This window comes from Treponema sp. UBA7567 (assembly GCF_002476655.1).
GTDB lineage: Bacteria > Spirochaetota > Spirochaetia > Treponematales > Treponemataceae > Treponema_D.
This window is the reverse complement of record NZ_DLLH01000075.1, coordinates 1-25973: the sequence shown is the minus strand read 5'-3', so window position 1 is coordinate 25973 and position 25973 is coordinate 1. Positions and strand designations below refer to the sequence as shown.

Below are 25973 nucleotides of genomic sequence, written 5' to 3'. Positions count from 1 at the left end.
GAAAGCGTTGTGCGCTTCATTTTTGACAGCACAGGAAGTCCCGTTTCGACAAAGAAAATCGCAGACACAATGCTTTCGACAGGAAGAAAAATCGACTCAAAGACAATCGAAAAATACATCTCGGCTTTGCAAGACTGCTACATTGTCTACGAGGCAAAACGCTACGACGTGAAAGGCAAACAGTATCTTAAGCTTCTTGAAAAATATTATGCCGTGGACATAGGGCTGCGCTACCTGCTTCTGGGGCAGAAAGCGAACGACACAGNNAATGTGGTTTATCTTGAGCTTATCAGGCGAGGCTACAAAGTCTATGCCGGGAAAATCGGCGACATGGAAATCGATTTCGTCGCACAAAATCAGGAAGGGAACACGTACATTCAAGTTTCGGCGAGCGTAAGGGATGAAAACACGCTTCAAAGGGAACTCCGGCCTCTCCAGCTTGTGCGCGACAGCTATCCTAAGCTGCTTTTAACGCTGGACGACGACCCGACCGCCGACTTTGACGGAATCAAGCGGACAAACGCAGTTGAATGGCTTATGGGAATTTAAATGGCCCGAATTTCGAGTTTTGATAAGANNTAATTTAAGTGTCATTCCCGTGCTACGACACTGCGATGTTTACGCAGTAAACTCGGTCAGGAATCTGTTGGAAATTTTCAATAGATTATCGGGTCAAGCCCGATAATGACATTAAATTATAAAACTCGAAATTTAGGGAATTTAAATAAAAAAAATGACAGTCTTAATAGAAGAAATCAGAAAATCAGAACGCTCGGCGGAACTTGCGCAGAATCTTTTGGAGATTTGGGAAAAATCTGTTCGGGCGACTCACACATTTTTGTCGGAAAAGGAAATCTTGAAAATCAAGGAGTATGTTCCGGGCGCAATTTGCGGCATTAAAACGCTTTTGGTTCTGTTTGATAAAGACGAAAATTCTCCGCTCGGATTTATGGGAATCGGAGGCAAAAAAATCGAGATGCTTTTTCTTTCGCCTGACGCTCGCGGAAAAGGTTTCGGCAAAATGCTTGTTCAGTATGGAATCGAAAATTTTTCGGCGGAAGAAGTTACCGTGAACGAGCAGAATCCGAATGCGAAAGGATTTTACGAGCATCTGGGATTCAAGACTTACAAGACAAGCGCGACCGATGAGCAGGGAAATCCTTATCCGATTGCGTGGATGAAATTGTGAAAAAACACGTAATGTTTTGCGAAAGTTCTCCAGTTCAGCAAGCGTTAAAATAACGCTGAATGAAAGCGCGTTCGGTTAGGGAAAATCAAAATAACGTTTTACGGAATTACGTCAATTCATCGAACGTCATCATAACGTTTTTCAAAATTGCTTCAGTTTGCGGTGCGTTATCGTAATCTTTTGCGAAATCACGCCAGTTCACGGAACGTTAAAACAACGCTTCAAGAAATTGCGTCAGTTTAGCTAGCGTTATGATAATGCGAACAAAAGACACGCCGGGCGGAGCATAAATTTTCCGTTTTCTAAAACAAGTTTTCTTATCCTTTCCTGAAAAATATGAATGAAAGCCCTGTCGGCTCGGTCTGTTCCTTGTACGGCTTGTATCCTGCCTGAGTGTACAGGGCGATGTTTGTCCAGCTTTTTGAGCAAGTGTACAATTCTTTTTGCGCGGAAGGAAAGAGCCTGTCGATTTCTTCTAGAAGCCTCTTTGCAAATCCTTTTCGGCGGAAGTCCGGGTGAACCATCAGCCGCCCGACATTTATTTTTCCGTTCTCTTCTTTATAGCGGATTGCGCCGATGATTTTTCCGCCGTCATTTACAAGCTTGAGCGTTCTCCAGTTGCAGAAGTCAGCCGAATTTTCCTGCGCCGTTTCTGTAAGAGCCGGAACATCGCGGCTTCCAATCATTTCAGCCTCGCTTTCAAAAGAGAGCAGCTGCAGCGCGTAAAGCTCTGGAATATCGTTTTTGTCCGCCGGAATTATTTTCATATTTTCCTCCAATGTTCTGCCCGGAACTGCGTTTCTGACAAATCACAGTTCCGCAAGTTCCACTTCGTTTCCGTTTTCTTTTATCAACTTGAGAAGGTCGGCTGTTTTTAGCCAGACGGTCGCTGTGTTTTCGTTCGGATGGATTCCAATCAGCCCTGGCGGCTCAAGAAAATCCTTGTCAAGAAAGAATTTCACTTTGTTCGCGCTGCCGTTCAGAAGTCCGAGCGGAGTTACAGAGCCAGGTGTAAGATTCAGAAAATTCATAAGGTCTTCCGCGCTTGCAAAGGAGAGCGGTCGGGTTCCGTGGGATTTACGGAATTCTTTTAGGTCAACGCGTTTGCTTCCTTTTACTGTAATCAGAAAATATTCGCGTTTCTTGTCGTCGCGCACAAAAAGATTTTTCGCATCACATTCCGGGTGAGGCAGCACAACGTCGCAGATTTCGTCCATGCTGAAAACCGCCTTGTGCTCGGTGATTTCGTATTCAATGTTTTTCGCGTCCAAAAAATCGTAGGTTTCCTGTTTTGTCATGATTTGAAAATTATAGCAGAATTTTTGGGGATTGTATTTGCAGAAGCAGGCAGACGGGAAAATTCTTGCTATAATCTTCCTATGAAAATAAAAAAATGCGGTTTAGATGATGTTCTTGATTTGCAGAAAATATATCGGCAGACTTTTTACGAGACGTTCTCGGAACAGAATTCCGAAGAAAATATGAGAAAATTTTTGGACGAGGCGTACAGCGAGCAAAAACTTAAATCCGAGCTTGAGAACGAAGAATCAGAAACTTTTCTTGCAGTGGAAAACCAAAAAACTCTCGGGGTTTTGAAAATCAACACTGGAAATGCGGAGACGGAATCCGGCTTTGAAAATTCGCTTGAAATTCAGCGGATTTATGTATTGAAAGAAGCAAAAGGGCTTGGCATCGGAACGGCTTTTATGAGTCTTGCCGAAAAAAAGGCCAGAGAACTTGAAGTTTCTTTTATTTGGCTTGGCGTTTGGGAGAAAAATTTTCCTGCCCAGAAATTCTACACAGACAAAGGCTTTAGAAAATTCAGCGAGCATGCTTTTGTTTTAGGCGATGATGTGCAAACTGATTTTCTGATGAAAAAAGAGCTTTCTTGATTCTCGCATTTATAATGTTTGCCGTGTATACTTGCGCGCATTCTAATGCCAATGCGTTAGGGCATGGAAGCCCGAAGTTCTGGAGCGGAACGAAGTGTTCGCACGAAGCGGAGCGGAAGAATGAGCGTGAGCGAAGGTTGGAACGCCCGGCCCGAACGGAGCGAGGGAAACGCCCGTTATCAAAACTCGAAATTGACCCAATTCTTATATTTTCACATCTTCCGATATTCCATTACCAAAAGCACTGTGCTCGTAAGCGCAGAACATGTTGTCGCAATCGGCTCAGCAAAAAATATTCCTTCAACTCCAAAAAATTTTGGCAGAACAAGAGCCAATGGAATCAAAAGAATTATTTTTCTTAGACAGGCAATAAAAACCGACACTTTTGCGTTTCCAATTCCAACAAAGGTTGTCTGCGCAGAATTCTGAATCCACATAAGCCAAAGTCCTGCAATATAAACTGGAAGAAGTTTTTGCTCAATCTGTAGAATTTCCTCGCTCGAAGTAAAAAGAGAAGCGAATTTTGCAGGAAAAACACTTGCGCTCAAAACAAGGCAGACTGTAATAATTCCGTTCACAAGAAGCATTTTACGGATAACTTCTTTTACGCGCTCAAATTTTTTTGCGCCAAAGTTGTACGAAATTATCGGCTGCACACCGTTTGCAAATCCCTGAGTCGGAATAAAAATAATCTGCATCACGCTCTGCATAATCGTCATTGCTCCAACGTAAATGTCGCCGCCATAACGCTGCAGTCCAGAATTAAAAACTACAAAAATCGCACTTTCCGTAGCTTGCATCACAAAAGGAGACGTTCCGAGTGAACTGATTTTTTTTATAATCGCAAATTTTGGTTTTAAAATAGCAAAATTCAGGCGAATTTCAGACTTTTTTGAACACAAAAACGACACAATCCAAACGGCGCTCACGCATTGCGAAATAACCGTGGCAAAAGCAGCTCCTTTAACCCCCATTCCGAGCGCAAAAATAAAAATCGGATCAAGAATGATATTCAAAACTGCACCAATCAAAATCGAAATCATTGCAGTTTTGGCATGTCCCTGGCAAGTTATAAACGGATTTAAGCCAACCGAGAGCTGAACAAAAATCGTTCCCAAAAGATAAAACGAAAGATAATCGTCCGCAAAAGGCAAAGTTTTTTCACTCGCTCCAAAAAAGGTCAAAACAGGCGTTTTAAAAACCATAAAAAACAAAGTCAAAACAACAGAAAAAATAATCAGCATAAAAGCCGCATTTCCTAAAATTTTCTGAGCTGTTTTTTTTGCAGAAGGGTCAAACTCAGTTTTTCCAAGCTCAATAGCAGCAAGAGGCGCTCCTCCAGTTCCTGCAAAAGCGCTAAAAGCCGACACCAGCTGAATTATAGGAAGGCAAATTCCAAGTCCAGTCAGAGCAAGAGATGACTCTGCGCCTCCAGAAGAAATATGGCCAATATAAATTCGGTCAACAATGTTGTAAAGAACGTTAATTAGATAAGCAAGCACCGAAGGAAGCGCAAGCCTCAGCATAAGACGTGAAATTCCGTCCATTCCCAAAGCAGAATCGCTGTTTTTGTTTTTTAAAGAAGATTGCATAAAAAAAGTCTATCACAAACATAAAAAAAATCCCGAACAAAGATCGGGATTTTAGCAAGTTTTATAATGATATTTTGTTATACGTTAAATTTAAAGAACATTACATCGCCGTCCTGAACGACATAATCTTTTCCTTCCTGCCGATATTTTCCGGCAGATTTTATTTCTGCTTCTGAACCGTATTTTTTAAGGTCTTCTACGGAATAAACTTCTGCTTTAATAAAGCCTTTTTCAAAATCAGTGTGAATTACGCCAGCGGCCTGAGGAGCCTTGTCTCCGTTATGAATTGTCCAGGCACGACATTCGTCTGCGCCACCGGTAAAGAATGTACGAAGTCCCATTAAATGATAAGCCGCGCGGGCAAGAACTGTAAGACCTGATTCCTTCAATCCAACGCTGTCCATAAATTCTTTTCTGTCTTCCGGAGTATCAATGTCTACAAGGTCGCTTTCAAATTTTCCGCAGATTACGATTACTTCACTTTTTTCTTCTGCGGCAACTTTTTTTACAGCTTCAACATATTTATTTGTGCCTTCTGCAATCGTATCTTCATCAATATTGCAGACAAAAAGCTGAGGTTTTATCGTAAGAAGATGAAGATCATAAATTCCTTCAAGCTCATCATCTGTCAAATTTGCCTGACGGGCGCATTTTCCTTCCTGAAGCAAAGGCAAAATTTTATCTACGGCACTGCGATAACCGGCAAATTTTTTTTCTTCCGCCTTTCCCATTGCGCGAATTTGACGTGTAACCTTGTCTTCGCGTTTTGTAATTGTGTCTATATCAGCCTGGCAAAGTTCATAATTAATAGTAAGAATATCGCTCTCAGGGTCAATCGGAGCATCGGTTTTTGCATCTTCGCGAACATGCTGAATATCAGGATTGTCAAAACAACGAACAACATGCGCGATTACCGAAGTTTCGCGGATATTTGCAAGAAACTGGTTTCCCAAGCCTTCGCCGTTTGAAGCGCCTTTAATAAGTCCGGCAATATCTACAAATTCAACAGCTGCAGGAATTTTCTTTTTCGGCTGAAAAATGCCAGCCATAAAATCCAGACGCTCGTCAGGAAGTTCAACAACGCCGTGATTCGGTTCGATTGTACAAAAAGGATAATTTGCTGCTTCTGCTGGAGCACGTGTAAGAGCAGAAAAAATAGTAGATTTTCCGACATTTGGAAGACCGACAATTCCACAAGTTAATTTCATTTTTATGTTTCCTTAAATTTTTATTTGCGAGCAAAATAGAGTTATTTCGAAAAACTAATTCAAAGCAACTGCAAAAAAACAAGTTTTCGCTCAAAAAACCGTCTAAATCTTACTCTTATTTTAAAAAATGCACAACTGCGAAAAAAATATGCAAAAAAACAGCATAAAATCATTAAAAATCTCCGGAGCGCTTTTTATTTTTAACATAACAAAACTTCCGCCAAAAAAATTTTAAATAGGTTCAATTTCGAGTTTTAAATTTTACTGTCATTATCAGGCTTGCCCTGATAATCCTAGGTTTGTAAACTGTTTTTTTTCAAAATTCGACATTCGCCCTAAATAAAATCTTTAGCCTACCTTAATTTATTTACATATAATTAAAAAAGTAATATTCTTATAAGAAAACATTTACAGATACGATTTTTATCGCACCTGGTGGAGGAAAAATAAATGGCATTTGCTTTAAACCTTTATCCAGTTACTTACATTGCGCGCTACAATCCTGAAACTGAAAAATGGGACGAAGAATGGCTCGAAAGCGACAAAGTAACTTATGACGAATTGATGGCAATGTCGGAAGCTGACCGCAAAGCAGTTTTGGACAAACGCAATCAAATGGGACTTCCTTCTGTTTCTTACACTTCTCAGTACGCATACAGCTGTTTTGAAGGAATGAAAGGCTTTCCAACAAAAGACGGCGGAGTTGCAATTTTCCGTCCAGAAGAAAACGGAAAACGCTTTAACAATTCCATGAAAGGTCTTTACTGCCCGGCTTTTCCTGTAGAACAGTATGTAAAAGCTTCGGTTGAATTTGTAAAACGCAACGCAGCCCTCGGATATGTTCCAAAATATAATCCTGATTGGGAAAAAACCGACTACGCAGACGCAGATTCAATCTACATGCGTCCGTTTATGAATTCTGAAGGCGCAATCGGTGTCGGCTGTTCAAAACAACCTTATGTCGTAATCTGCGCAACAACAGTTTCTGCATATTTCAAAAAAGGTCTTGACGGGGCAGTTATTACAAACCGCATTCGCGCGACTCCACATGGAACAGGCTACATCAAGTGCGCTTCAAACTACGTAATTTCTGCGCTTGCAAAAAAAGAAGCCGAACAGGCAGGCTTTGTTGAATGTGTTTACCTCGATGCAGTTCATCACAAATACTTCCAGGAAGGCTCAAGCTGCAACATTTTCTTTGTTCTCAAAGACAAGACAATCGTTACACCTGAGCTCGGCGACACAATTTTGCCAGGAATCACACGAAAATCAGTAATTGTTCTTGCAAAAGAAAAAGGCTACAAAGTAGAAGAACGCCCTATTTCTGTAAAAGAAGTTCAGAAAAAAGCAGTTGAATGTTTCGTAACAGGAACAGCGGCCGGAATCAGCCCGATGTCATCAATCACCGATTTGAACGGCAAAAAAACAGTATTTGGCGAAGGCTTTGGTCCAGTTGCAAAAGAACTCCAGCACGAATTAAAAGGACGCCAGTACGGCTCTCTCGAAGATCCAAACCACTGGAACACAGTCGTAATTCCAGGCAACAAATAGTTTGATTTTTCGTTTTTAAAATAAAAATGGCTGTCAGAAAAATACATTCGATTTCTGACAGCCATTTTTTTATATAAAAGGGCGTTCCCGGCCGCAGGCAACCGGTCAGGCTTTGCGCGGCTACGGCTTTCGCCTCCGACCAAATGCTTCGCATTTGTTTGCCTTCGGCACCGCTTCAATCCTTAACGCTTAAATTCAAAAATTCTGCGCCAAGATTATTCATCAATTCAAAAAAGTGCGGAAAACTTACAGAACAACATTCCGCGTCCTTTATTATCATTTTTTCTCCAGCAGGAAGAGCAAGCGCAAGACAGGCCAGAGACATTGCCATTCTATGGTCTTTATAGCTTTCAACCGTTTCGCCGTGCAATTTTGTTCCGCCGTGAATTATAAGAGAATCCTCTTTTTCTTCAATATTTGCTCCCAATTTTGAAAGTTCAATATTCAAAACTTTAAGACGATCAGTTTCTTTTCGGCGGCAAACTGCCGCATCTTCAAGCACAACTGTGCCTTCAACTTTTGTTGCAATCGCGGCAAGAGCGCAAACCGCATCCGGAAACGAATTCATATTTACATGAAGCTCGCCGTTTGGAAGAGATTTTGCCGAAAGTTTTCCATGTCCGTTTTTCGCGTATTTTCCGCCACAGACTGTCAAAGCATTTTTCTCTTTGTCCCATTCAATATCCGCTCCGATTGATTTTAAAATTTCAACAATTGCATCATCGCCTTGAGTTCCGCTCGAATCAACATTTTCGATTGTAATTTTAGAATCAGTCATAAGAGCCGCAATCAACGGATAAGCAACACCTTCCCAGTCGCTAGGAATCGTAACGTCAAAAGACTTTAAGTTTTTTGGTCCATTTACTTCAATCTTTTTAAAATCATCCGAAATTAAACACGGGACTCCAACTTTTTCGAGCCATTTTTGCGTCATTGCAAGATACGGAGTTTCTTTTGGATTGGAAAGTTCCAAAGTAAGTTTTCCGTCCATTAAAATTCCTGCCATCATAAGTCCAGAAATATACTGGCTAGAAACTTCGCCTTCTGTTTTTACAACACCGGAACAAACCGGACCTTTTACGACAAGAGGACACCCGTTGTGCCCGGGAATTGCCATTTCTGCCCTTGCTCCAAGCTGGTTCAAAGCGTCAACAACGTGAGCAACTGGCCTTTTTCGGATTGACTCATCGCCAGTAAAAATACTAATTCCTTCAAAAGTTGCGGCAATTGGAGATAAAAAATACAAAAGTGAGCCAGAATTTCCTACATTCACAATATCGCTCGGAAGATGAATGTTTTTTCCAGCCCCTTTTACAAGCCAGCGAGTTCCTGGCTCACCCTCTTCAGAAAGATTTAATTCAACACTTGAGCCAATCAGAGGAACTGCCGCCGCCGTAGAAAGACAGTCTGCGCTCGGAAGTGGATTTCTAATTACAGATTCTCCGTCTGCAAGAGTTGCAAGGATAAGCGCACGAATTGTATGCGATTTTGAACCTGGAACTGTAATTTTTCCAGAAAGATTATGTTTTGAAGCTCTAATATTCATTTTTTATCTGACCTTAAATATAATTCCTACAACGGCAAGCGTAATCAAAAGTTGAAGCATCATAAATTTGATTAAAACCTGAGTCGGCGACCAGCCGTGGTTTACGCGCATGTGGTCGTGCAAAGGAAATCGAATTTTTGAAAAAATACTAATATGAAAGAATCTTTTCAAAAAGACTTTCATCAATCCCATTCCGCCGTTTATAAAAATAATTGTCGAAGTTGCAAAAATCATGAACGGGTTTCCACTGAGCATTACGCAAATTCCAATATAAAAACCTAAAGCGCGGCTTCCTGCATCTCCCATAAGACACTTGCTAGGAAAAGCATTGTGCCAAAGATACCCCATCAAAACGCCAGCCAAACAGAACGTCATAACCGCCCAGCTCGCTCCCTGCGCAAAATGAGGAACCAAAAGATAAGCCGCAATGTCTTTGTGTCCAAGAATAAAATAAAAAATTACGCCAAGTGTTAAAAGCGCAATCAAAACAAGAGTTGAACTAAGTCCGTCAACTCCGTCCGTGCAGTTAGTTGTGTTTACAGAAGTCCAAATCATTACCGTGGAAATAAGAACAAAAACCCACGGATAAACAAAAATTCTGTGAGTAAAAAACGGAAGCCAAAAATAAATTTTTCCATCGGAACTTTGCTGAATAAGATAAACAGCCATTAAAACAGAAAGTGCAACGGAAATCACTAAATCAAGAACAGCTTTGCGGTATTCTCCCCAGCTTGCAACGCTGCGGTCATCGAGAAAACCTGTCAACATCATAAGCCAAGTCAAACCAAGAGCACAGGCTTTAAACCAGTCCATTGGAACAAAAATCAGACTGAGCAAAACAAAGACCGTAATAAAAAATACTCCGACTCCAGTCGGCTTGCCTTTTGCCGCTTCAGCACTCACTGTAAACTCGCGGCCACGGTCGTGAGGCATATAAGTATAAAAATGCGGCATCAAATAACGAACAAGCAAAAAACCTGTATAAAGTGACAAAACAATAAGAACTGTGTACGACTGCAAAAGACGTGCAGGTCCAAAATATCGGTTCAAAAGACCGCCAATAGTATAAAGCATAATGTTTTTATTCTACCGCAGACACTTCAATTCTACAAGATTTAACACTGATTTGACACTGTTTCAGATTTTTTTGCAATTTTTTTATTTGCTTTTGCCGTTTTAAGCCTCATTTTTTGCAATTCTTATTTCTGCAAGAACAGGGCGCAAAGAGTCTGCGCATCTGCAATCGTGTTGTGCAAGCAACTGTATTCGTCAGGCTGGTGGCAAACTTCATCAATCGTAGACCAAATTGCCGCATTAAAACCAAAATTGCGCAATTCTGCGCCAACAGTTCCGCCCCCAATACCGATTGGAACAGCCTCTTTTCCATGTGCGTCCATAATCGCCTGCTTTAATTTTTCAACAACAGGAGCATCCACAGGAGTTGCCGGCGACTGACATTTTTGCGGTTCGCTAATTTCAACCTTTACGCCATATTTTTCTTCAATTTCGCCAACGCGCTTTTTTATTTCCGCACGAACCACGTCCAAAGTGTAGCAAGGCAAAATTCTGCAATCCATATAAAAAACATCATCGCCCGGAATAATATTTACCGTATCAACGTTGGTTTCTTTTTTTGTCGGCTGGAATGTCGATTTTGACGGAGAAAAAAGTTCATCTTCCGCATCAAAGAAGTTTTCGAGGTCATTTAAGCGTAATGCAAGCTCGCAGGCAGCAAGGTGCGCATTTTTTCCTTTTTGAGGCATTGAACCGTGGCTTTGCAAACCAATCGTATGAAGACGCAGCCAGAGAATATTTTTTTCCGCAACCTCAATTGTTTTCCCTTCCGGATCTCCGCCATCAGGAATCAAAATCAAATCATCTCTCTTAAAAAGATCGAGATGTTCTTTCAAAAGAAATTTCATTCCATATTCAGAACCAAATTCTTCGTCAGCCATAAAAAACAATTTTACGGTATATTCAGGCACAATGTTGTTTTTAAGAAGCTCAAGAGCCGCAAGAACACCGCTCACGAGCCCCTGCTGGTTGTCTTCAACGCCGCGGCCGGTAATTTTGTCATTTTTTTCGTCATAAACAACTTTCCAAGGATCAGAATGCCACAACGAAAGATTTCCAGGCGGAACAACGTCCATGTGGGCCATTACAAAAATCGACTGCTCTTTTTTTCCAGGAATCGTAAGCATAAGGTTCGGCCGAACTCCAGAAGAAACACGCGGATCAGGAGCGTCAAACTGTTTAAACTGATTTTCTTTAAAACCGCGTCCAATAAGCCACTTTTTAAGGGCGACGCATTTTTTCGACTCGCCGTCACCACCGCTTTCAGGAGCCATAGCTGGAATCGACGACAAAAGCGTCTGCAATTCAATAATTTCAGGCCTTGTTTTTTCAAGATTTTCTTTTAAAAGTTCAAAATTTTCATTCATAAAAATATCCTAGCACAAAAAAATAGTTTTTCATTAGTTTTTGCCGCGCGCAACTTTTGCACTAACGGCTATCCGAGGCTACGGCGTCTAACGCGCCTTCGGTGCTTTGCACCCGCTTTTGCGGCCTCTGCTATCCGGCGCCATTTTACGCAAGAGAACTTGTATCAATCTTTTTTATAAAAAAATCCATATTTATCGCCATAAAAGCTCCGCAATATGCCGTTACAACCGCTCCGACAATCACGTAAAACCAGATTAAGTAGTCCGGATTCTGATTTTTTTCAAGAAAAATGCCCGAAAGCACAAAAAGCAAAATCATCAAAAAACCACTCAAAACCCATCTTACCATCGAAACAGGCTTTAAATTTTCCATCCAAGAAGGGTTTGTTCTTTTTATTGCAGAACTCAAATCAGAATCCTGCGCTTCCGACTTCTGAAAAAGCGGCATTTGAACAATTTTTTCTGCTTTTGAAAGAACTCTTACTTTTGTACGGCATTCTTTACAAAAAATCAAATGCAAAGAATCGTGCAATTCCAGGCGTTCGCCTTTGTCGAGCTCAAAAAAAGAATTCATCACTTTTTCACATTTTTTACTGTTCATAAATTACACCTCGCAGGTTGTCCGCCATAAGTTTTTTTGAACGGAATATGTAAGATTTTATTGTATTTACAGGGAAACCCGTAATTTCAGAAATTTCCTCATATTTTAATCCATGGAAAAAATACATTTCCACACACCTGCCGTAATTTTCCGGCAAAGACAAAACACATTCTCTGATCGTATCAAGTGTGGTTTTCCGGATTTCTTCTTCTTCAGGATTGAGAGCTTTTGACTGCAGCATTTCTTCGTTTGCAAGCGGAACATATTCCTGCCGGCGCGTAACCGAATTTACAGCAGAATTATATGCAATTTTTGTAATCCAAGTGGCAAAACTCGACCTGTAGTTAAATTTTGAAAGATTCATATAAACCTTAACAAAAACTTCCTGCACAAAGTCGTCAGTATCATCAGAATTTCTAAAAAAACTCATTCCAAGCGCGACAACTCTTTTTTTATACAGTTTTATAAGCGTCTGAAAAGCCTTTTCGTTTCCGCTCAAAGTTTCTTTTATTAAAAATTCATCACGCTTATTTATGAGTAATCTTTCAATGCCGTTAAGAGTTTTTCCTGCCATGAATATGACTATTTTTTAATTTATTCCCAGTCGTTCACCTTATAAAAAATTATTGCGCAAATTCCAATCGAAAAAGGAATCAATCCGCCTAGCAGAGATATGGAAATCCCGCCAAGCAAGGCAAAAACCACAGTCAGCATAAAACCAATTCCGGTCAGCAAAAGGCCAATTAAAAGTGAATACGCTTTTAAATTAAATTTTTCGCGTTTGTAAGTTCCGCTCAAAATCTGTCTGCGCACTTCCAAATGATGCCAAAGCAGCGAAAAAAACACCACGACACCGCCAATTGCAATTCCAACAATCGGAGTAATCGCAATAATAACCTGAGCTGCGCTGCTTATAATTTTTTCTTCCATATTTTACGCCTCCTTCTAAAAACTCCGCGCTAGTAGCAATCCACGGACGGCTAGAATCACAGTTTGTAAAAGCAACACTTGAACAAACTGCAATGATANNGATAAAAATTACAAGGATGTATTTTTTATCATGCCACCTTATTCACGCACAAGAATTCCATCTTCCAAATCTTTTTCGGCCTGAGCCTTTATTTTTGCATGCTGTTTTTTTCCAGTCGCTGTAAGAGGAATTTTTTCTACGATTGCAAAATACCGCGGTCTCTTGTATTTACTGAGCATTTTACTTCCTGCGCAAAATTCATTCAACTCTTTTACAGTAAGAGATGGATCATCTGCAATCACATAGGCACAAACTGACTGTCCGCGCACCTTGTCAGGAACAGATGTTACAATACAGTCTTTTACTTTTTCATTTTCCATAATCGCTTCTTCAATCTGTGTCGGATAAATATTCTCGCCCGAAACAACCATCATATCGTCTTTGCGTCCTTTTACCGTCACAACCCAATCATCGTTCCAAACACCAGTATCGCCTGTATACATCCAGCCCTTGTAAAACTTTTCTTTTGTCATTTCTTCATTGTGATAATAGGAATAAGTTGATTTTGCCGGTGAATGGATTATAATTTCACCTTCTGTTTCGCTGTCTGTAGGAACCAAATCGTCTGGCTCAGCCTTCGACCCGTCAGCAGGCAGGCGGACAACCCTAACCTCGTCGTCTGTGCAGCTTCCGCCAACAGAACCTGCGCCATCAGGAAGATTATACGGACGCAAAAATGAATTCCAGAAAGTTTCTGTAGTTCCATAGCCGTTAAAAATATTTTCTGTCAGGACTGTTCTAAAACGAATGCAGTCAGCACGGCTCAAAGGAGCTCCCATTGTTACAATTCCACGCAAACTGGAAATATCACGAGGACTTTTTTCCTGAGCACGGGTAAGCATTTCTAGATTTGCAGGAGCGCCCATCATAAATGTAATTTTGTATTTTGAACACCAGTCTAGCGAAGTTTGAGGCCTAAACGAACNNATGACAGCGGCGGCTCCTGCATAAAAAACAGGACATACACCGCCAGAATGGCAGCCTCCTCTATGAAACCACGGCGTCATATTCAAAGTAACATCATGAGGATTCATCGGATAATGCATGATAACATCGTGAGCAGAAAGAACTTCGTTAATATCGTTTACAGGAACAAATTTTGGAAGACTTGTTGTTCCGCTCGTACAAAGGCGCAAAACTTCGTCATAGATGTGCGGCCTAAAATCAATTTTTGGCTCATCAATATCAGCATTTTCTACAAAAGATTCGTACGAAATATGACCTTTTGGCAAATCAACGCCTTCAATATTGTCCGCCATAATAAAAAGGCTTGGCTTCCAAAGGCAGATTTTTGCAGCTTCTTCCATCATTTTTACAACGTTCGCAGAATAAACCACCACTTTTGGCTTGTTATGATTTATCAAAAGCGCCATTTCGCCGCTTGCAAGGTTAAAATTTGTCGCAAGAAAAATTGCCCCGATTTTACGAGGGCCTGTGTACATAAAGGCAAATTCTGGAGAATTTCGAAGAGCGCCCATAACAACATCGTCTTTTTTTATTCCAATTTTTTTTAAGGCATTTGCAAGGCGGTTTGCTTCAACATTAAGCTGTTTATAATTCCAGCTGCGGTCTGTATCAGGATCAATTATTGCCGGTCTTTTAGAAAATCTGCGGACATTTCGCATAAAACCGTTAAGCCAAGTATATTCGTGTTCAAAAGTATCCCGGAACATTGAATCATCATAAGTTGTTGCCATTGAATTTTGTGTCCTTATAAATCATAAATTACGCACATAAATACGTTTCCTTTAAATAGACACAAAAAAAAGAAAAAAGTTGCGGACTTTGTTAAAAATTAAAAAAAAATTCTCTCTAAAAATCTTTCTCAAAAAAAATCATTTTCTTAAAAGTGTTGAAGCCTCGACAAAAAAAACACTGCTCAAAATCCGTGCCGTCGCTTTGCTCTTAGGACAATTTTGACTCGCTTTCTTTTTCTTCGTGGCTTCAACCATTTTCCGCTTTGTTTTTCAGCTAATTTTTTAATTTTCCGTTTGCTAGATATGCTTTCCAGGTTGAGTCCAGCAAGGTATGAATGTCGGAATATTCAGGCTCCCAGCCAAGTTTTTCTCTTGCGTAAGCAGAAGTCGCAACAAGCTCTGCAGGATCTCCAGGACGGCGTTCTACAAAATCAGCAGGAATTTCTTTTCCGGTGATTTTTCTTGCTTCTTCAAGCATTTCCTTTACAGAAACCCCAGTTTCGCTTCCAAGATTACAAATCAGACTTTCGTTGTTTTTAGAAATATAATCAAGCGCTTTTACGTGGGCTGCCGCCAAATCCGTTACGTGAACATAATCACGGATACAAGTTCCATCGCGCGTATCGTAGTCAGAACCAAAAACTTTCATTTTTGGACGCATTCCGCAGGCAGTTTCCATAATAACAGGCAAAAGATTGGCAGGATTTTGTTCAAGTCCGCACGGAAAACCTTCAGGATCATAACCCGCAGCGTTAAAATAACGAAGAGCCGCAAATTTCAAACCGCGGAGCTTGTCATACCAGGCCATAATTTCTTCAATATTTAATTTTGTAAATCCGTAGTAGTTTTCAGGATTTTTCGGATGAGCTTCATCAATCGGAAGATACTTTGGCTCTCCAAAAACCGCCGCGCTCGAAGAAAAAACCATATACTTGCAGTTATGCTTTACTGCCGAATTTAAAATATTGATAGTTCCGTTCAGGTTGTTAATTGAATATTTTTCCGGCTCAACCATAGACTCGCCGGCAGCCTTAAAAGCCGCAAGATGAATAAAAGCGTCAAACCCTTGCTCAAAAGCCTTATCCAAATCGCGTTCAATCAGAATATTTCCGTAAATAAAATCATTTTCCTTAAAAAGATTCTGCCGCAATCCCGAAGAAAGGTTATCAAAAACCGTAACTTTGTGCCCATTCTTCATCAACTGTTTTACAACGTGCGAACCAATATAACCGGCTCCGCCAATAACCAAAACTTTCATTTTTGTCTCCGTAATTTTTTTCGGCGGTCCGGCTTTCGCCGTCGCTATGTCCGCCCTTCCGCTTACGCTTCATTGTTTTGTGGCAGTTTCGACAAATCGCAACCGCCACAAAACAACTTCGGGGCTACCAGCGCTACCGCATTTTTTTTCAAAATAGTATAAAACCAAAAAAGAACGCTAGCAAGTGCAGAAAAGTTTTTTAACAAAAATCTAAACCTTAAAAAGTTCAACTTCCTCATTGATTTTTTCAAGAGAAGAGCCAACTCCGTCCGAAAGTCCGTTCAATTTTTCGGCTTCCAGAGTTATTGAGCTTGCAAAACCGGCCATTTCGCTCACAAGCTGGCGCATTTTTGCAGCGCTTTCCTGCAAAGTTCTAGTTTCTGACAAAATAGTGCGGTTGTTTTCCTCAGTTTCGGCAGACGCATTCTTTACAGAATCGGAGCTTTCTTTTAACAAAGCCAAAGTTTCGCTTATCTGGCTTGAACCTTGCTTCTGCACTTCCATAGTTGAATTTATCGATTTTACAAATCCATCCGTTTTATGAATATTTTCAAAAACCGAATTAAACGCATTTTCAGAATCGCCAGAAACAAAAACAATTTCCGAAATCAAATCTCCAATTGCGCGCAACTGCTCGCCAATAACTTTTGACTGTCCGGAAGAAGTTTCCGAAAGTTTTCTGATTTCATCGGAAACAACAGAAAAACCTTTTCCAGCCTCGCCCGCATGCGCCGCTTCGATGGCTGCATTCATTGCCAAAAGGTTTGTCTGGCTTGCAATCGACGAAATTATTTGGTTTGCGTCCAAAAGTTTTCCAGACTGCGTCTGAATTTCTGCAATTTTTGAATTCATCTGCTTGTGTTTTTCAAGTCCTTTTCCTGCATTTGTCTCAAGATTTACAAAAGCCTGAGAAAGGTTTGAAACAGAATCATTTACAGCATCGATATTTTCAATCATTTGCGAAATACAAGAACCGGCATTTGTCACGCCTTCGTTTTGCTGCAAAATCATTTTTCCGAGAGAGCTTATTTTTAAAGAAATTTGCTCAACGGTTTCCGAAGTTTCGTCTACGCTCGAACCCTGTTCGTTTATCGAAGCCTCAACAGCTCCGATATGACGGTTAATTTCTTCAATAGATTTTACAATTCCCCGGATTGAAGCACGCAGAATTTCGAGAGCACGGCTAAGCTCATCTTTTGAATTCTTGAGGTTTAAAACCATTTGCTGAAGTTTTCCGACAAAAACATTAAATCCGTTCTCTATATCCAAAATCAATTTAGATTTTACACCAGACTCGCTTGAATGAAGTCTTTTTGTCAAATCAGCATCGCTAGAAGCAAAATCTCCAACAGCCTTATTCAACGCTCTAAGCGGCAGCAAAAAGTGCCTTGCTGTCATCAACCCCCAAAGAGCAAGCGCAAAAATCAAGACAATTGCAACAGGAAAAGCTGCACATGGCAACGCAGTTTTTAAATTATACGGAACAAAAAGCGCCATTTGCCAGTCAACCGACGGAATAGGCGCTACAACAAACGCTCCGCTCCTGCTCTTAAAAAAAAGCTCGCCTGTCGAAAACATATACTTTTGGTCAAGCGCAGGAACCGTTTCTGAAATTTTCGTCTTGTTTTCCAAAAGTTTTGTGTCGGCAGCGCCTGTAATTTCTCCGTTTTTATTGTAAAAAAACATTTGATACTTGTGTTCGAGATTTTGATACATCATATCGACAAAGTCAGAAAGGTCAACTCCAGTTCCGACAAGGCCAATTCCTTTGCCAAAACTGTCGCGCACAATCGCATCAACCCAAAGCATGGATTTTTTAAGCGCAATGTCGTAACTCACCATAAAAGTGTAGTCGTCTTTTAATTCAAGGCAAGTCGGAAACCATGAATTTGCAGGATCGGATTTATCAAGAGTGTAAAGAACCTTTCCGTTAGAATAATAAAGCAGGTCGTTGTCAGAAATAGAAAATGAATTTTTTCCCTTAAACATTTCCTGATAAGAATGAATTTCTTCGGCAGCACGTTCAGAAAGTTCTCGGTCAGAAGGATTTTCCATATAAGCAGAAATTAAAGGCGATTTTGCCATTTGAGTTGCGAGCAAAAGCTGACCGTCAAGATTGGAAGAAAACTCCAATTCTTTGATTCTGGCAACCTGCATTAAAGACGATTCTGTTTTCGAAAAGAAAACAAATCTTGTTCCAGCAACAACAAAAAAAACGGCAAAAATCACAAGCAAACAAAAAATTAAACATTTAAAAACTGAAGAACAACTTTTTTTCATAAAAAACTCCCCATTTAGACTATAGAAATATTTTAATCCATAAAAAAAATTCTGTCAGATTTTTTTATGTTTTTTGTCTTCAGTTTGTTTTTTGTTAATCTTCTTCCGAACTAATTAAAATTTTTCCAGAGCTTCGGCCGCTTCCATCCACTGAAGATTCAATTCTTCGAGCTTTTCTGCAAGTTCATCGATTTTTTTCTGAACGGATTTTGCTTTTTCACCATTTGCATAGACTTCCGGCTTTGCCATTTGCGCTTCCTGGGCAGATTTTTCTTCTTCAAGCTTTAAAATCTGTTCTTCAAGATTTTTTACGTTTTTTTCGGCACGGCGCCTTTCCGATTCAATTTTTTTTTGCTCTTCCCACGAACGTTTTGTTTCTGTTTTTTCTTCTTTTTGAGAAAATTTTTCCGGCTGAGCAGAAGATTTTAGTTCATCGTTTTGAGAAAATTCACCGCTGGCTTCGCGCTCAAGACGCTCCATATAATATTTGTAATCGCCAGGAAACAGCCTGAACTGCCCCGGTTTTAATTCAAGAACACGAGTGCTTAAATTCTCGATAAATCCGCGGTCATGGCTTACAAAGATAACAGTTCCGCCAAAATCTTTCAGAGCATCAAGAAGGACATCTTTTGAATGCATGTCCAAGTGGTTTGTAGGTTCGTCCAAAATCAAAAAATTTACAGGACGAAGAAGAAGCTTTAAAAGTGCAACGCGCGCTTTTTCGCCGCCAGAAAGAACATCAAGACTTTTATGGACATCGTCTCCCCGAAACAAAAAGGCACCGAGCATATCGCGAATTTTGGGAATAAGTTCCAAAGGAGCTTCGCTTTCTACAGTATCCAGAACAGATGCGCTGCCCTTTAGCGTTTCGGCATTGTCCTGGCTAAAATATCCGATTTTTACTCCGCTTCCAAGTTTTACTTCGCCCGAAAAATTAGAATCCTCTCCGGCTATTATTCGCAAGAGAGTTGATTTTCCAGCGCCGTTATGTCCGGCAACAACCAAACGCTCACCGTTTTCGAGAACCAAATCCAAATTTTGAAGAACATTGTGTTCTCCGTCGTAAGATTTTGTAATTTTTGAAAGTGTTGCAACCAGCCGTCCAGAATGCGGGGCTGGAGGAAATTTAAAATGAATTTTTTTCAGGCTTTCAGGAATTACAATCTGTTTTTCGAGAATTTTATCGAGCATTTTCTGACGTTCCTGTGCCTGAGCCGCCTTCGTCGCCTGAACACCGAAGCGATTTATAAATTCCTGAAGGTGCGCAATTTCTGCCTGCTGCTTTTCGTATTCGCGAATTAAAGTTTCGAGTTCGATTTCGCGCACTTTTTCGTAGTGAGTGTAATTTCCAGGATAACGCTTTAATTCGCCGTTAAAAAGTTCATAAACTTCGTTTACGGTATGGTCCAAAAAATAACGGTCATGGCTTACAAGCAAAAATCCGCCTTTGTAGTTGTCTAAGAATTTTTCCAGCCAGCCACGGGCTTCAATATCAAGATAGTTTGTAGGCTCGTCTAAAAGCAGAATATCTGGATTTACCATCAAAGCTTTCCCAAGCGCAATGCGCATCTGCCAGCCGCCGGAAAATTCTTCACAATTTTTATCTAAATCTTCGCGGCTAAAACCAAGACCTGCCAAAACCTGCTCCGCCATAACCTGACGGCGATTCCATCCGCTTTCTTCAAGCTCGGTCAAAATAGCATCGTGCCGTTCCAAAAGGAGTTTTTCGTTTCCTTCGCCGTTTTTTAGTTTGTCGCCGATTTTTTCCATTTCGGCCTGAAGCTCATATCCAAAACCAAAAGCCTTGTCTGCTTCTTCACGCAGAGAACAACCGTGGTGAGTAAGTCCGCTCTGAGGAAGATATGCAATTCTGGCGTCTTTTTGCGCAACGCGCTGACCGCCGTCTGGCTGAACAAGGCCTGCCATAACTTTTATGAGCGTGGATTTTCCGCTTCCGTTTGCTCCAGTAAGAGCGACTTTTGAGCCTGCCTGCAAGTTCACAGAAACATTTTTTAAAATATCACGGTCTCCAAAAGCAAGGGAAACCTGAGAAAACTGAACAAATGCCATTTATTTTTCCAAATTAGTGATTTTTGCTAAAGTACATAACAAGAGGAGAAGAGCCACGGGCCGTAACAAGATTTCCGCGGACTGTCGCTTTTTTTGCATCTTCAAGACGCAAGCCTTCCGGATCTTTTTTATAGAAAAAACTTACATCTTCGTCCATTCCTTCAAACGAGAATGTCAAAATTCCGTCAAATTCTTTCTTTAACTGATTGCTCAAATAATATTTGACAGAAACTTTTATATTTCCATGCGCACTGTTCGAAATTACGCCTGGAACAAGCAGCTTAAAATTGTTCCAGACAGCAGTATTGTCTTCGCTAAAAATAATTGTTCCGTAGTTTGAACTGTGATAGACAGGACCTTCATCCACAAAACTCTTAATTTCAAGATTTCGTCTTTCAATTTCTGTTTCGATTGCAGCCTGAACATTTTGAGAAAGCGCAATAAAATTCTCGCTTTTAAGTTTTCCGTCAGTGTCCATATATTGAACGGTAAGCGAATTTTTTCCGATTAAAGTGATGTAAATTCCGTGGCCATCGAGCTGATACGCGCCGTCCTCGTTCTTTTTGATTTTTGTATAAGTCCACTTTTTGTCGAGGTTTTCTGTGCGCAGGGTTGCTGTAAAAGTTAAAGTTTCGCCTTCTTTTGCAACTTTTGGAACAGGAATTTTTTCCGGAATTTCCACTTCCATCTGTTCGCCCGGATTTTCGTCCAAAGGCAAATCTGAAGGCTCTTCCGGTGATTTTTCCGGATATTTCCATTCAACCTGTCCAAAATCAAATCCAAAACTTTCGTCCATTTTTGACAAATCCAGACGGCCGCTCGAAAGCATTGATTTATATTCTTCTGGATACCATTTTTTTGAAAAAGCGGCTGTAAGCTCTTCGTCGATTTTTTCTTCTTCTACTTCGGTTTTTACAGCAATCTGGTTTTCTGTGCGTTCAAAAAGATTGAGATTGTATGAATAGCACCAGCCTTCAGTTCCAGTTCCGGTTAAAACGCGGAGCCATTCGCCGGGAAGCTCTCCATGGCCGTTTGTAGGTTTTACGCCTTTTCCCTGATACAAAACACGGATTACTTCGTTTTTGCGAAGACGGTAAACCTGTTTTGAGCCGTTTTCTGTTCCAGAGCGAATCGGAAGTCCGTCGAGTTTTACGTTTGCATAAGTATGTTCGTAATTGGAATAGCGGGCAGCAAGTTTTTCGGTTTTTGACTTGCTCTGAGGCTCGGAAATCTGCCAGAGAGGAATTTCGACTTTGTGTGTATTTTCAAGTCCCATAATGATATAAGAATGGGAAATGTTTGATTTTACATAAACTTTTACAATCTGTCCTTCGTGGACTCCAGCTTCCGGGTTATTCCAAAGAACAAGTGAGTAGCCGAGTTTTCCACAACCAGTAAAAAGAATTAAATTTAAAAGTCCCGACAATAAAAATACGATTTTTTTATTCATAGTGTTGAATTATCCCACAATTTTTTTTGAATTTAAAGCCCTGACAGTTCTGGCCTGCACTAGCGATGTGCAAGGCGCGGAGCGTTTCCAAATTTATTTGGAAATGGAGCGTAAGCGGAACCTGGAACGTAGCGGCCCGCACAAGCGGGTAGTGCCCAAATTACGAAAAAAATGATAAAATCAAGCCATTTCTAAATGCTGGAATTTTTTGTTCCGATTGTGCTCTGTTTTTGGGAGGAATTATGGCAGATTATCACGTTTTTGAGGCAGCCCCGGAAGGAACTCCACCGGCGAATTTTGTTCATCTGCACGTTCACTCGGATTATTCGCTTTTGGACAGCTGTGCAAAACTTGACGACCTTGTTGCAAAGGCAAAACGCCTTAATATGCCGGCACTTGCGCTGACTGACCACGGAAATATGTTCGGTGCGCTCAATTTTGAAAAACTCTGCCATGTAAACGGCATAAATCCAATTGTCGGCGAAGAATTTTACGTTGCATACGGAAGCCATCTCGAAAAAAACGATGTTCCTTATTCGCACAAAGGAGAGGACGGAGACCGGCAGGCTCACTATTTTCACCTGATTCTTTTGTGCAAAAACCAGAAAGGCTACGAAAATTTGAGCTGGCTTTCGTCGATTGCTTATCAGGAAGGACTTTATTACGGAAAACCAAGAATCGACTTTGAACTTTTAGAAAAATATCACGAAGGTTTAATCTGCTGTTCTGCCTGCATTGCCGGAGAATTGCCGCAGCTGCTTCTTGCGGGCAGGGAAAGCGAAGCCGAAGAACTCGCCTTAAAATACAAAAATCTCTTTGGTCCTGACCATTACTACATTGAATTGCAGGATCACGGTCTTGAAGACCAGAAAACTGTCAATAAAATGCTGATTGCAATGGCGCGAAAACTCGATATTCCGCTCGTCGTTACAAACGATATTCACTATATCGAAAAAGAAGACTGGGAAGCTCAGGACTGTCTGCGATGCATTGGCTTTAAGAAAAATATGAACGAACCGCACCAGACAATGGGCGCTGAAAAACACGAATGGTATTTTAAGACAGAACAGGAAATGCGACAGCTTTTTCCAGACTGCCCCGATGCCTACGAAAATACAGTAAAAATTGCGAATATGTGCAATTTGACTATTAAACAGTATAAAACGCAGGAATTAAAAGAATGTCTTCCGCGGTTTGAGCTTCCAAAAGAATTCCAGACGCATGGCGACGAATACACAAAAAACCAGGACGATTACATGCGTCATCTTGTAGAAGAAGGTTTGAGAAAACGGTATCCGAAAATTACGCCGACAATCCGCCAACGCGCCGAATACGAACTTGGAATTATTTTTAAAATGGGTTTTTCGGGCTACTTTTTAATAGTATGGGAATTTATCAACTGGTCAAAATCAACATGGGACAATGTAAACAACCGCGAAAAACCGTATATTCCGATTGGACCGGGACGAGGTTCGGGAGCAGGCTCTCTTGTTGCCTATTCGCTTGGAATTACGGACATTGACCCTTTCCGTTTTAAACTGATTTTTGAACGATTTTTGAATCCTGAACGCGTTTCAATGCCGGATTTTGACGTTGATATGGATTTCGACTACAGGCAGGATATAATCCAGCATACACGCGATTTGTACGGCGATCCGCAGGTTGGACACATTGTTACTTTTGGAACATTAAAACCAAAAAACTGCATTGCCGATGTTGGACGCACGCTTGGAATTTCTCTTGCAGAAGTAAATATGCTTAAGTCGAAGGTTTCCGAAAACTTAAAGGCAAAACTCAAAAACTGCTTTGACCCTCCTAATGAAAAATTTCCGGACGGAGGACAGCTTGCAGAATTCCGCCACGATCCTCGTTACGAAAAACTCTTCGATCTCGCGCTAAAACTCGAAGGCTGCAAACGAAACACAGGCCTGCACGCTTCGGGAATGGTAATCGGCTTGACCGCTCTTCCAAACTGGGCACCGGTTTTTAAAGATTCAAAAACGGGCGAAGTCGGCGTTCAATACACAATGGACATTATAGAGCCTTGCGGACTTGTAAAATTCGACTATCTTGGACTCAAAACACTTTCGCTCATACGCTACGCAGAAGACATCATCAACAAGCACAAAAAGCCTGGCGAAAAAAAATTTATCTGTGCAGAAGTAAGCGAAACCGACAAAAAAACATTCGATCTTTTTAAACGTGGCGACTCGGTTGCAGTATTCCAGTTTGAATCTCCTGGAATGCAAAAAATTCTGCGCCAATTCCAGCCGGAAAAAATCGAAGACCTTGTAGCATTAAACGCGCTCTACCGTCCGGGTCCACTGCAGTTTATTCCAAACTACATAGACGGAAAATGGAAGCCGGAAACAATTCACTATCCTGACCCTTGCCTTGAGCCGATTTTGAAAGAAACTTACGGCGTTATGGTTTATCAGGAGCAAATTATGCAGGTTTCGCAGAGAATTGCGGGGTTCTCGCTCGGCGGCGCAGATATGCTCCGTCGTGCCATGGGAAAAAAGAAACCTGAAGTTATGATGGGAAAAAAAGTTGAATTTGAAGAAGGAGCAATAAAACAAGGCTTTACAAAAGAACACGCCGACGAAATTTTCGACATAATGGTTCCGTTTGCAGGCTACGGATTTAACAAATCTCATGCGGCGGCATATTCAGTTCTCGCATACAGAACAGGCTGGCTAAAGGCAAATTGCCCGGCAGAATTTATGGCGGCGAACCTTACAAACGAAATCACATCGACAGACGGACTTCCAGTCTACATTGCAGAAGCACGAAGGATGGGGCTTCAAGTTGATCCGCCAGACGTAAACCGCTCAGACTCAAATTTCGATGTTGTAGACGGGCACATCGTCTTTGGATTCCGCGGAATAAAAGGCATGGGAAACTCAGCCGCAAATGCAATCGTAAAAGAACGCACCCAGAACGGTCCGTTCAAAACCTTCATGGACTTTCTTGAACGAATGATAACCGTAAAAGAAGACATTATCGACGAAGAAAGCGGTCAGAAAAAAGGCGAAAAACTTGCCATCAACAAAAAAGCTGTCGAAGTTTTAATAAAATGCGGAGGATTCGACAACCTCGACCAAAACCGTCCGACCCTCATTGCAAACCTCGACTCTGCCTGGGCATATACCGAAAAAAAAGTTTCCGGAGGAAGCGACGGACAAATCAGCCTTTTTGAAAACACAGGCGAAAAAGAATTTGCCGACTACAAATTTGAAGCAATTCCAGATTCAACAAAAATGGAAAAACTAAATATGGAAAAAGAACTCATTGGCTGTTACGTTTCCGGACATCCTCTCGATGACTACCAGAAAGCCTGCGAAAAAGCGACACTCAACTCACAGAATATAATCCGCGAATCAAAGGCCGCAAAAAGCCAGCACGCAGCGGCAATCGAATCCGGCGCAAAACCGTGGCAGCTCAAAAACACCGAAAAAGAATACGTTGCGATTGGAATGATTACAGAACTGCGCTCAATCATCACAAAAAACCAAACAACAATGGCATTTGCAAAATTGCAGGATTATACAGGCACAATCGATTTAACATTTTTTTCAAAAATCTGGGAACAGCTGTCTTCAAAAATCGAAAACGACAAAGTCTATGCATTCCGCGGACGGCTCGACACAAGGCCAGACCGGGAAGAACCATCGTTTATAATCGAAGCCCTCGAAGACCCAGAAATGCTCAAAAACCGTGCAATTCAGGAAATCCACATTCAGCTGGACGACGGGTTTAAGGAAGAGCAGCAAATTTTCAATTTAAAAGAGTTTTTATTTGGAAATTCTGGCAGTTGTTCAGTATATTTTCATATAAATGCAGGCGAAAGTTCTTATACAATAAAAGCAAACACACAACTTTCCGCCCCGGGCACAAACGAATTTTTGGAAAAAGTAAAATCAATGTCGTTCGTAAAAGACGCGTGGCTTTTCTAAAAATTCGGGCGTCCCGGCTTACGCCGTCGGATGTTCCGCCACTTGCTGCGCGCGGTGCTTCGCACTGCCTTCGGCATGGCTCCACCCCCTGACGCAAATTTGGAGAGAACGGCAGGGTATTTCGCCATCCGTAGCGATTTTGAAGGTAGAAATAAGATAAAAACAGCCGAAAATTGCGTCTGTTTTTATCTTTAAAAAGTTTGCGTTGCAAA

Annotated in this window: 21 protein-coding genes; 5 read left to right on the top strand and 16 right to left on the bottom strand. The window is 41.1% G+C overall.

Translation table 11 applies throughout. The features are described 5' to 3' along the window. The first annotated feature begins 9 nt into the window (after positions 1 to 9). Both B3Y13_RS09930 and B3Y13_RS09445 read left to right on the top strand, forming a co-directional pair. The gene (locus B3Y13_RS09930) at positions 10 to 549 is read left to right on the top strand and encodes a DUF4143 domain-containing protein (RefSeq protein WP_422664335.1); all 540 of its coding nucleotides are present in this window, start codon (positions 10 to 12) and stop codon (positions 547 to 549) included. A 184-nt stretch (positions 550 to 733) separates the two neighbouring features. Continuing rightward, positions 734 to 1189: a GNAT family N-acetyltransferase gene (locus tag B3Y13_RS09445; RefSeq protein ID WP_296694164.1), complete on the top strand. Its 456-nt coding sequence runs from the start codon at positions 734 to 736 to the stop codon at positions 1187 to 1189. Positions 1190 to 1506: 317 nt separating this feature from the next. Here B3Y13_RS09445 and B3Y13_RS09440 read toward each other — a convergent pair whose 3' ends face one another. Both B3Y13_RS09440 and B3Y13_RS09435 read right to left on the bottom strand, forming a co-directional pair. Next, positions 1507 to 1956, bottom strand: coding sequence for a GNAT family N-acetyltransferase (locus tag B3Y13_RS09440; protein WP_296694160.1), 450 nt, complete (start codon positions 1954 to 1956; stop codon positions 1507 to 1509). Between the two features lie 42 nt (positions 1957 to 1998). Continuing rightward, complete coding sequence (locus B3Y13_RS09435) at positions 1999 to 2487, bottom strand: prolyl-tRNA synthetase associated domain-containing protein (protein WP_296668530.1); 489 nt, start codon at positions 2485 to 2487, stop codon at positions 1999 to 2001. 81 nt (positions 2488 to 2568) lie between these two features. Here B3Y13_RS09435 and B3Y13_RS09430 point away from each other — a divergent pair, with 81 nt between their 5' ends. Then, positions 2569 to 3081 carry a GNAT family N-acetyltransferase gene (locus B3Y13_RS09430; protein WP_296694158.1) on the top strand — a complete coding sequence of 171 codons (513 nt, stop codon included), beginning with the start codon at positions 2569 to 2571 and terminating at the stop codon, positions 3079 to 3081. 212 nt (positions 3082 to 3293) lie between these two features. Here B3Y13_RS09430 and B3Y13_RS09425 read toward each other — a convergent pair whose 3' ends face one another. Both B3Y13_RS09425 and ychF read right to left on the bottom strand, forming a co-directional pair. After that, positions 3294 to 4673, bottom strand: a complete 1380-nt coding sequence (locus B3Y13_RS09425) for an MATE family efflux transporter (protein WP_296694153.1) — start codon at positions 4671 to 4673, stop codon at positions 3294 to 3296. Between the two features lie 77 nt (positions 4674 to 4750). Beyond that, entirely contained in the window at positions 4751 to 5881 is a 1131-nt protein-coding gene (ychF, locus tag B3Y13_RS09420; protein ID WP_296694150.1) for a redox-regulated ATPase YchF, read from the bottom strand. 450 nt (positions 5882 to 6331) lie between these two features. Here ychF and B3Y13_RS09415 point away from each other — a divergent pair, with 450 nt between their 5' ends. Further along, the gene (locus tag B3Y13_RS09415; protein ID WP_296024309.1) at positions 6332 to 7432 is read left to right on the top strand and encodes an aminotransferase class IV; all 1101 of its coding nucleotides are present in this window, start codon (positions 6332 to 6334) and stop codon (positions 7430 to 7432) included. A gap of 175 nt (positions 7433 to 7607) precedes the next feature. Here B3Y13_RS09415 and aroA read toward each other — a convergent pair whose 3' ends face one another. From aroA to B3Y13_RS09360, 11 genes are all read right to left on the bottom strand, one after another. Continuing rightward, on the bottom strand, positions 7608 to 8978 hold the full coding sequence (gene aroA, locus B3Y13_RS09410; protein WP_296024311.1) for a 3-phosphoshikimate 1-carboxyvinyltransferase: 1371 nt from the start codon (positions 8976 to 8978) through the stop codon (positions 7608 to 7610). Positions 8979 to 8981: 3 nt separating this feature from the next. After that, positions 8982 to 10052, bottom strand: coding sequence for a phospho-N-acetylmuramoyl-pentapeptide-transferase (locus tag B3Y13_RS09405; protein WP_296694147.1), 1071 nt, complete (start codon positions 10050 to 10052; stop codon positions 8982 to 8984). 125 nt (positions 10053 to 10177) lie between these two features. Further along, the gene (locus B3Y13_RS09400; protein ID WP_296694144.1) at positions 10178 to 11419 is read right to left on the bottom strand and encodes a M20 family metallo-hydrolase; all 1242 of its coding nucleotides are present in this window, start codon (positions 11417 to 11419) and stop codon (positions 10178 to 10180) included. A 145-nt stretch (positions 11420 to 11564) separates the two neighbouring features. Next, positions 11565 to 12020, bottom strand: coding sequence for a hypothetical protein (locus tag B3Y13_RS09395; RefSeq protein WP_296694143.1), 456 nt, complete (start codon positions 12018 to 12020; stop codon positions 11565 to 11567). After that, the gene (locus tag B3Y13_RS09390; protein ID WP_296668538.1) at positions 12010 to 12594 is read right to left on the bottom strand and encodes an RNA polymerase sigma factor; all 585 of its coding nucleotides are present in this window, start codon (positions 12592 to 12594) and stop codon (positions 12010 to 12012) included. The genes B3Y13_RS09395 and B3Y13_RS09390 overlap by 11 nt, the downstream gene beginning before the upstream one ends. Positions 12595 to 12614: 20 nt before the next feature. Beyond that, the gene (locus B3Y13_RS09385) at positions 12615 to 12950 is read right to left on the bottom strand and encodes a hypothetical protein (RefSeq protein WP_273066652.1); all 336 of its coding nucleotides are present in this window, start codon (positions 12948 to 12950) and stop codon (positions 12615 to 12617) included. 138 nt (positions 12951 to 13088) lie between these two features. Next, positions 13089 to 14675 carry a class I adenylate-forming enzyme family protein gene (locus tag B3Y13_RS09380; RefSeq protein ID WP_422664334.1) on the bottom strand — a complete coding sequence of 529 codons (1587 nt, stop codon included), beginning with the start codon at positions 14673 to 14675 and terminating at the stop codon, positions 13089 to 13091. Between the two features lie 346 nt (positions 14676 to 15021). Further along, positions 15022 to 16005: a UDP-glucose 4-epimerase GalE gene (gene galE / locus B3Y13_RS09375; RefSeq protein WP_296694139.1), complete on the bottom strand. Its 984-nt coding sequence runs from the start codon at positions 16003 to 16005 to the stop codon at positions 15022 to 15024. Between the two features lie 210 nt (positions 16006 to 16215). Further along, positions 16216 to 18285, bottom strand: a complete 2070-nt coding sequence (locus B3Y13_RS09370) for a methyl-accepting chemotaxis protein (protein WP_296694137.1) — start codon at positions 18283 to 18285, stop codon at positions 16216 to 16218. A 114-nt stretch (positions 18286 to 18399) separates the two neighbouring features. Then, positions 18400 to 20355, bottom strand: a complete 1956-nt coding sequence (locus tag B3Y13_RS09365) for an ABC-F family ATP-binding cassette domain-containing protein (RefSeq protein ID WP_296024337.1) — start codon at positions 20353 to 20355, stop codon at positions 18400 to 18402. Between the two features lie 13 nt (positions 20356 to 20368). Then, entirely contained in the window at positions 20369 to 21805 is a 1437-nt protein-coding gene (locus B3Y13_RS09360; RefSeq protein ID WP_296024339.1) for an SH3 domain-containing protein, read from the bottom strand. Positions 21806 to 22047: 242 nt separating this feature from the next. Between B3Y13_RS09360 and dnaE the strand changes: the two genes are divergently transcribed. Continuing rightward, positions 22048 to 25761 carry a DNA polymerase III subunit alpha gene (gene dnaE, locus B3Y13_RS09355; protein WP_296668544.1) on the top strand — a complete coding sequence of 1238 codons (3714 nt, stop codon included), beginning with the start codon at positions 22048 to 22050 and terminating at the stop codon, positions 25759 to 25761. A gap of 18 nt (positions 25762 to 25779) precedes the next feature. On the opposite strand, the gene B3Y13_RS09350 is transcribed toward dnaE, so the two are convergent. Next, positions 25780 to 25973, bottom strand: a 194-nt coding sequence (locus B3Y13_RS09350; RefSeq protein WP_296694134.1) for a hypothetical protein, incomplete at its 5' end; no start/stop codon positions are given.

Excerpts from the sequence above, each read along its gene's own strand:
- B3Y13_RS09445 (WP_296694164.1), top strand. The coding sequence starts at position 734 with ATGACAGTCTTAATAGAAGAAATCAGAAAATCAGAACGCTCGGCGGAA.
- B3Y13_RS09440 (WP_296694160.1), bottom strand. The coding sequence starts at position 1,956 with ATGAAAATAATTCCGGCGGACAAAAACGATATTCCAGAGCTTTACGCG.
- B3Y13_RS09435 (WP_296668530.1), bottom strand. The coding sequence starts at position 2,487 with ATGACAAAACAGGAAACCTACGATTTTTTGGACGCGAAAAACATTGAA.
- B3Y13_RS09430 (WP_296694158.1), top strand. The coding sequence starts at position 2,569 with ATGAAAATAAAAAAATGCGGTTTAGATGATGTTCTTGATTTGCAGAAA.
- B3Y13_RS09425 (WP_296694153.1), bottom strand. The coding sequence starts at position 4,673 with ATGCAATCTTCTTTAAAAAACAAAAACAGCGATTCTGCTTTGGGAATG.
- ychF (WP_296694150.1), bottom strand. The coding sequence starts at position 5,881 with ATGAAATTAACTTGTGGAATTGTCGGTCTTCCAAATGTCGGAAAATCT.
- B3Y13_RS09415 (WP_296024309.1), top strand. The coding sequence starts at position 6,332 with ATGGCATTTGCTTTAAACCTTTATCCAGTTACTTACATTGCGCGCTAC.
- aroA (WP_296024311.1), bottom strand. The coding sequence starts at position 8,978 with ATGAATATTAGAGCTTCAAAACATAATCTTTCTGGAAAAATTACAGTT.
- B3Y13_RS09405 (WP_296694147.1), bottom strand. The coding sequence starts at position 10,052 with ATGCTTTATACTATTGGCGGTCTTTTGAACCGATATTTTGGACCTGCA.
- B3Y13_RS09400 (WP_296694144.1), bottom strand. The coding sequence starts at position 11,419 with ATGAATGAAAATTTTGAACTTTTAAAAGAAAATCTTGAAAAAACAAGG.
- B3Y13_RS09395 (WP_296694143.1), bottom strand. The coding sequence starts at position 12,020 with ATGAACAGTAAAAAATGTGAAAAAGTGATGAATTCTTTTTTTGAGCTC.
- B3Y13_RS09390 (WP_296668538.1), bottom strand. The coding sequence starts at position 12,594 with ATGGCAGGAAAAACTCTTAACGGCATTGAAAGATTACTCATAAATAAG.
- B3Y13_RS09385 (WP_273066652.1), bottom strand. The coding sequence starts at position 12,950 with ATGGAAGAAAAAATTATAAGCAGCGCAGCTCAGGTTATTATTGCGATT.
- galE (WP_296694139.1), bottom strand. The coding sequence starts at position 16,005 with ATGAAAGTTTTGGTTATTGGCGGAGCCGGTTATATTGGTTCGCACGTT.
- B3Y13_RS09370 (WP_296694137.1), bottom strand. The coding sequence starts at position 18,285 with ATGAAAAAAAGTTGTTCTTCAGTTTTTAAATGTTTAATTTTTTGTTTG.
- B3Y13_RS09365 (WP_296024337.1), bottom strand. The coding sequence starts at position 20,355 with ATGGCATTTGTTCAGTTTTCTCAGGTTTCCCTTGCTTTTGGAGACCGT.
- B3Y13_RS09360 (WP_296024339.1), bottom strand. The coding sequence starts at position 21,805 with ATGAATAAAAAAATCGTATTTTTATTGTCGGGACTTTTAAATTTAATT.
- dnaE (WP_296668544.1), top strand. The coding sequence starts at position 22,048 with ATGGCAGATTATCACGTTTTTGAGGCAGCCCCGGAAGGAACTCCACCG.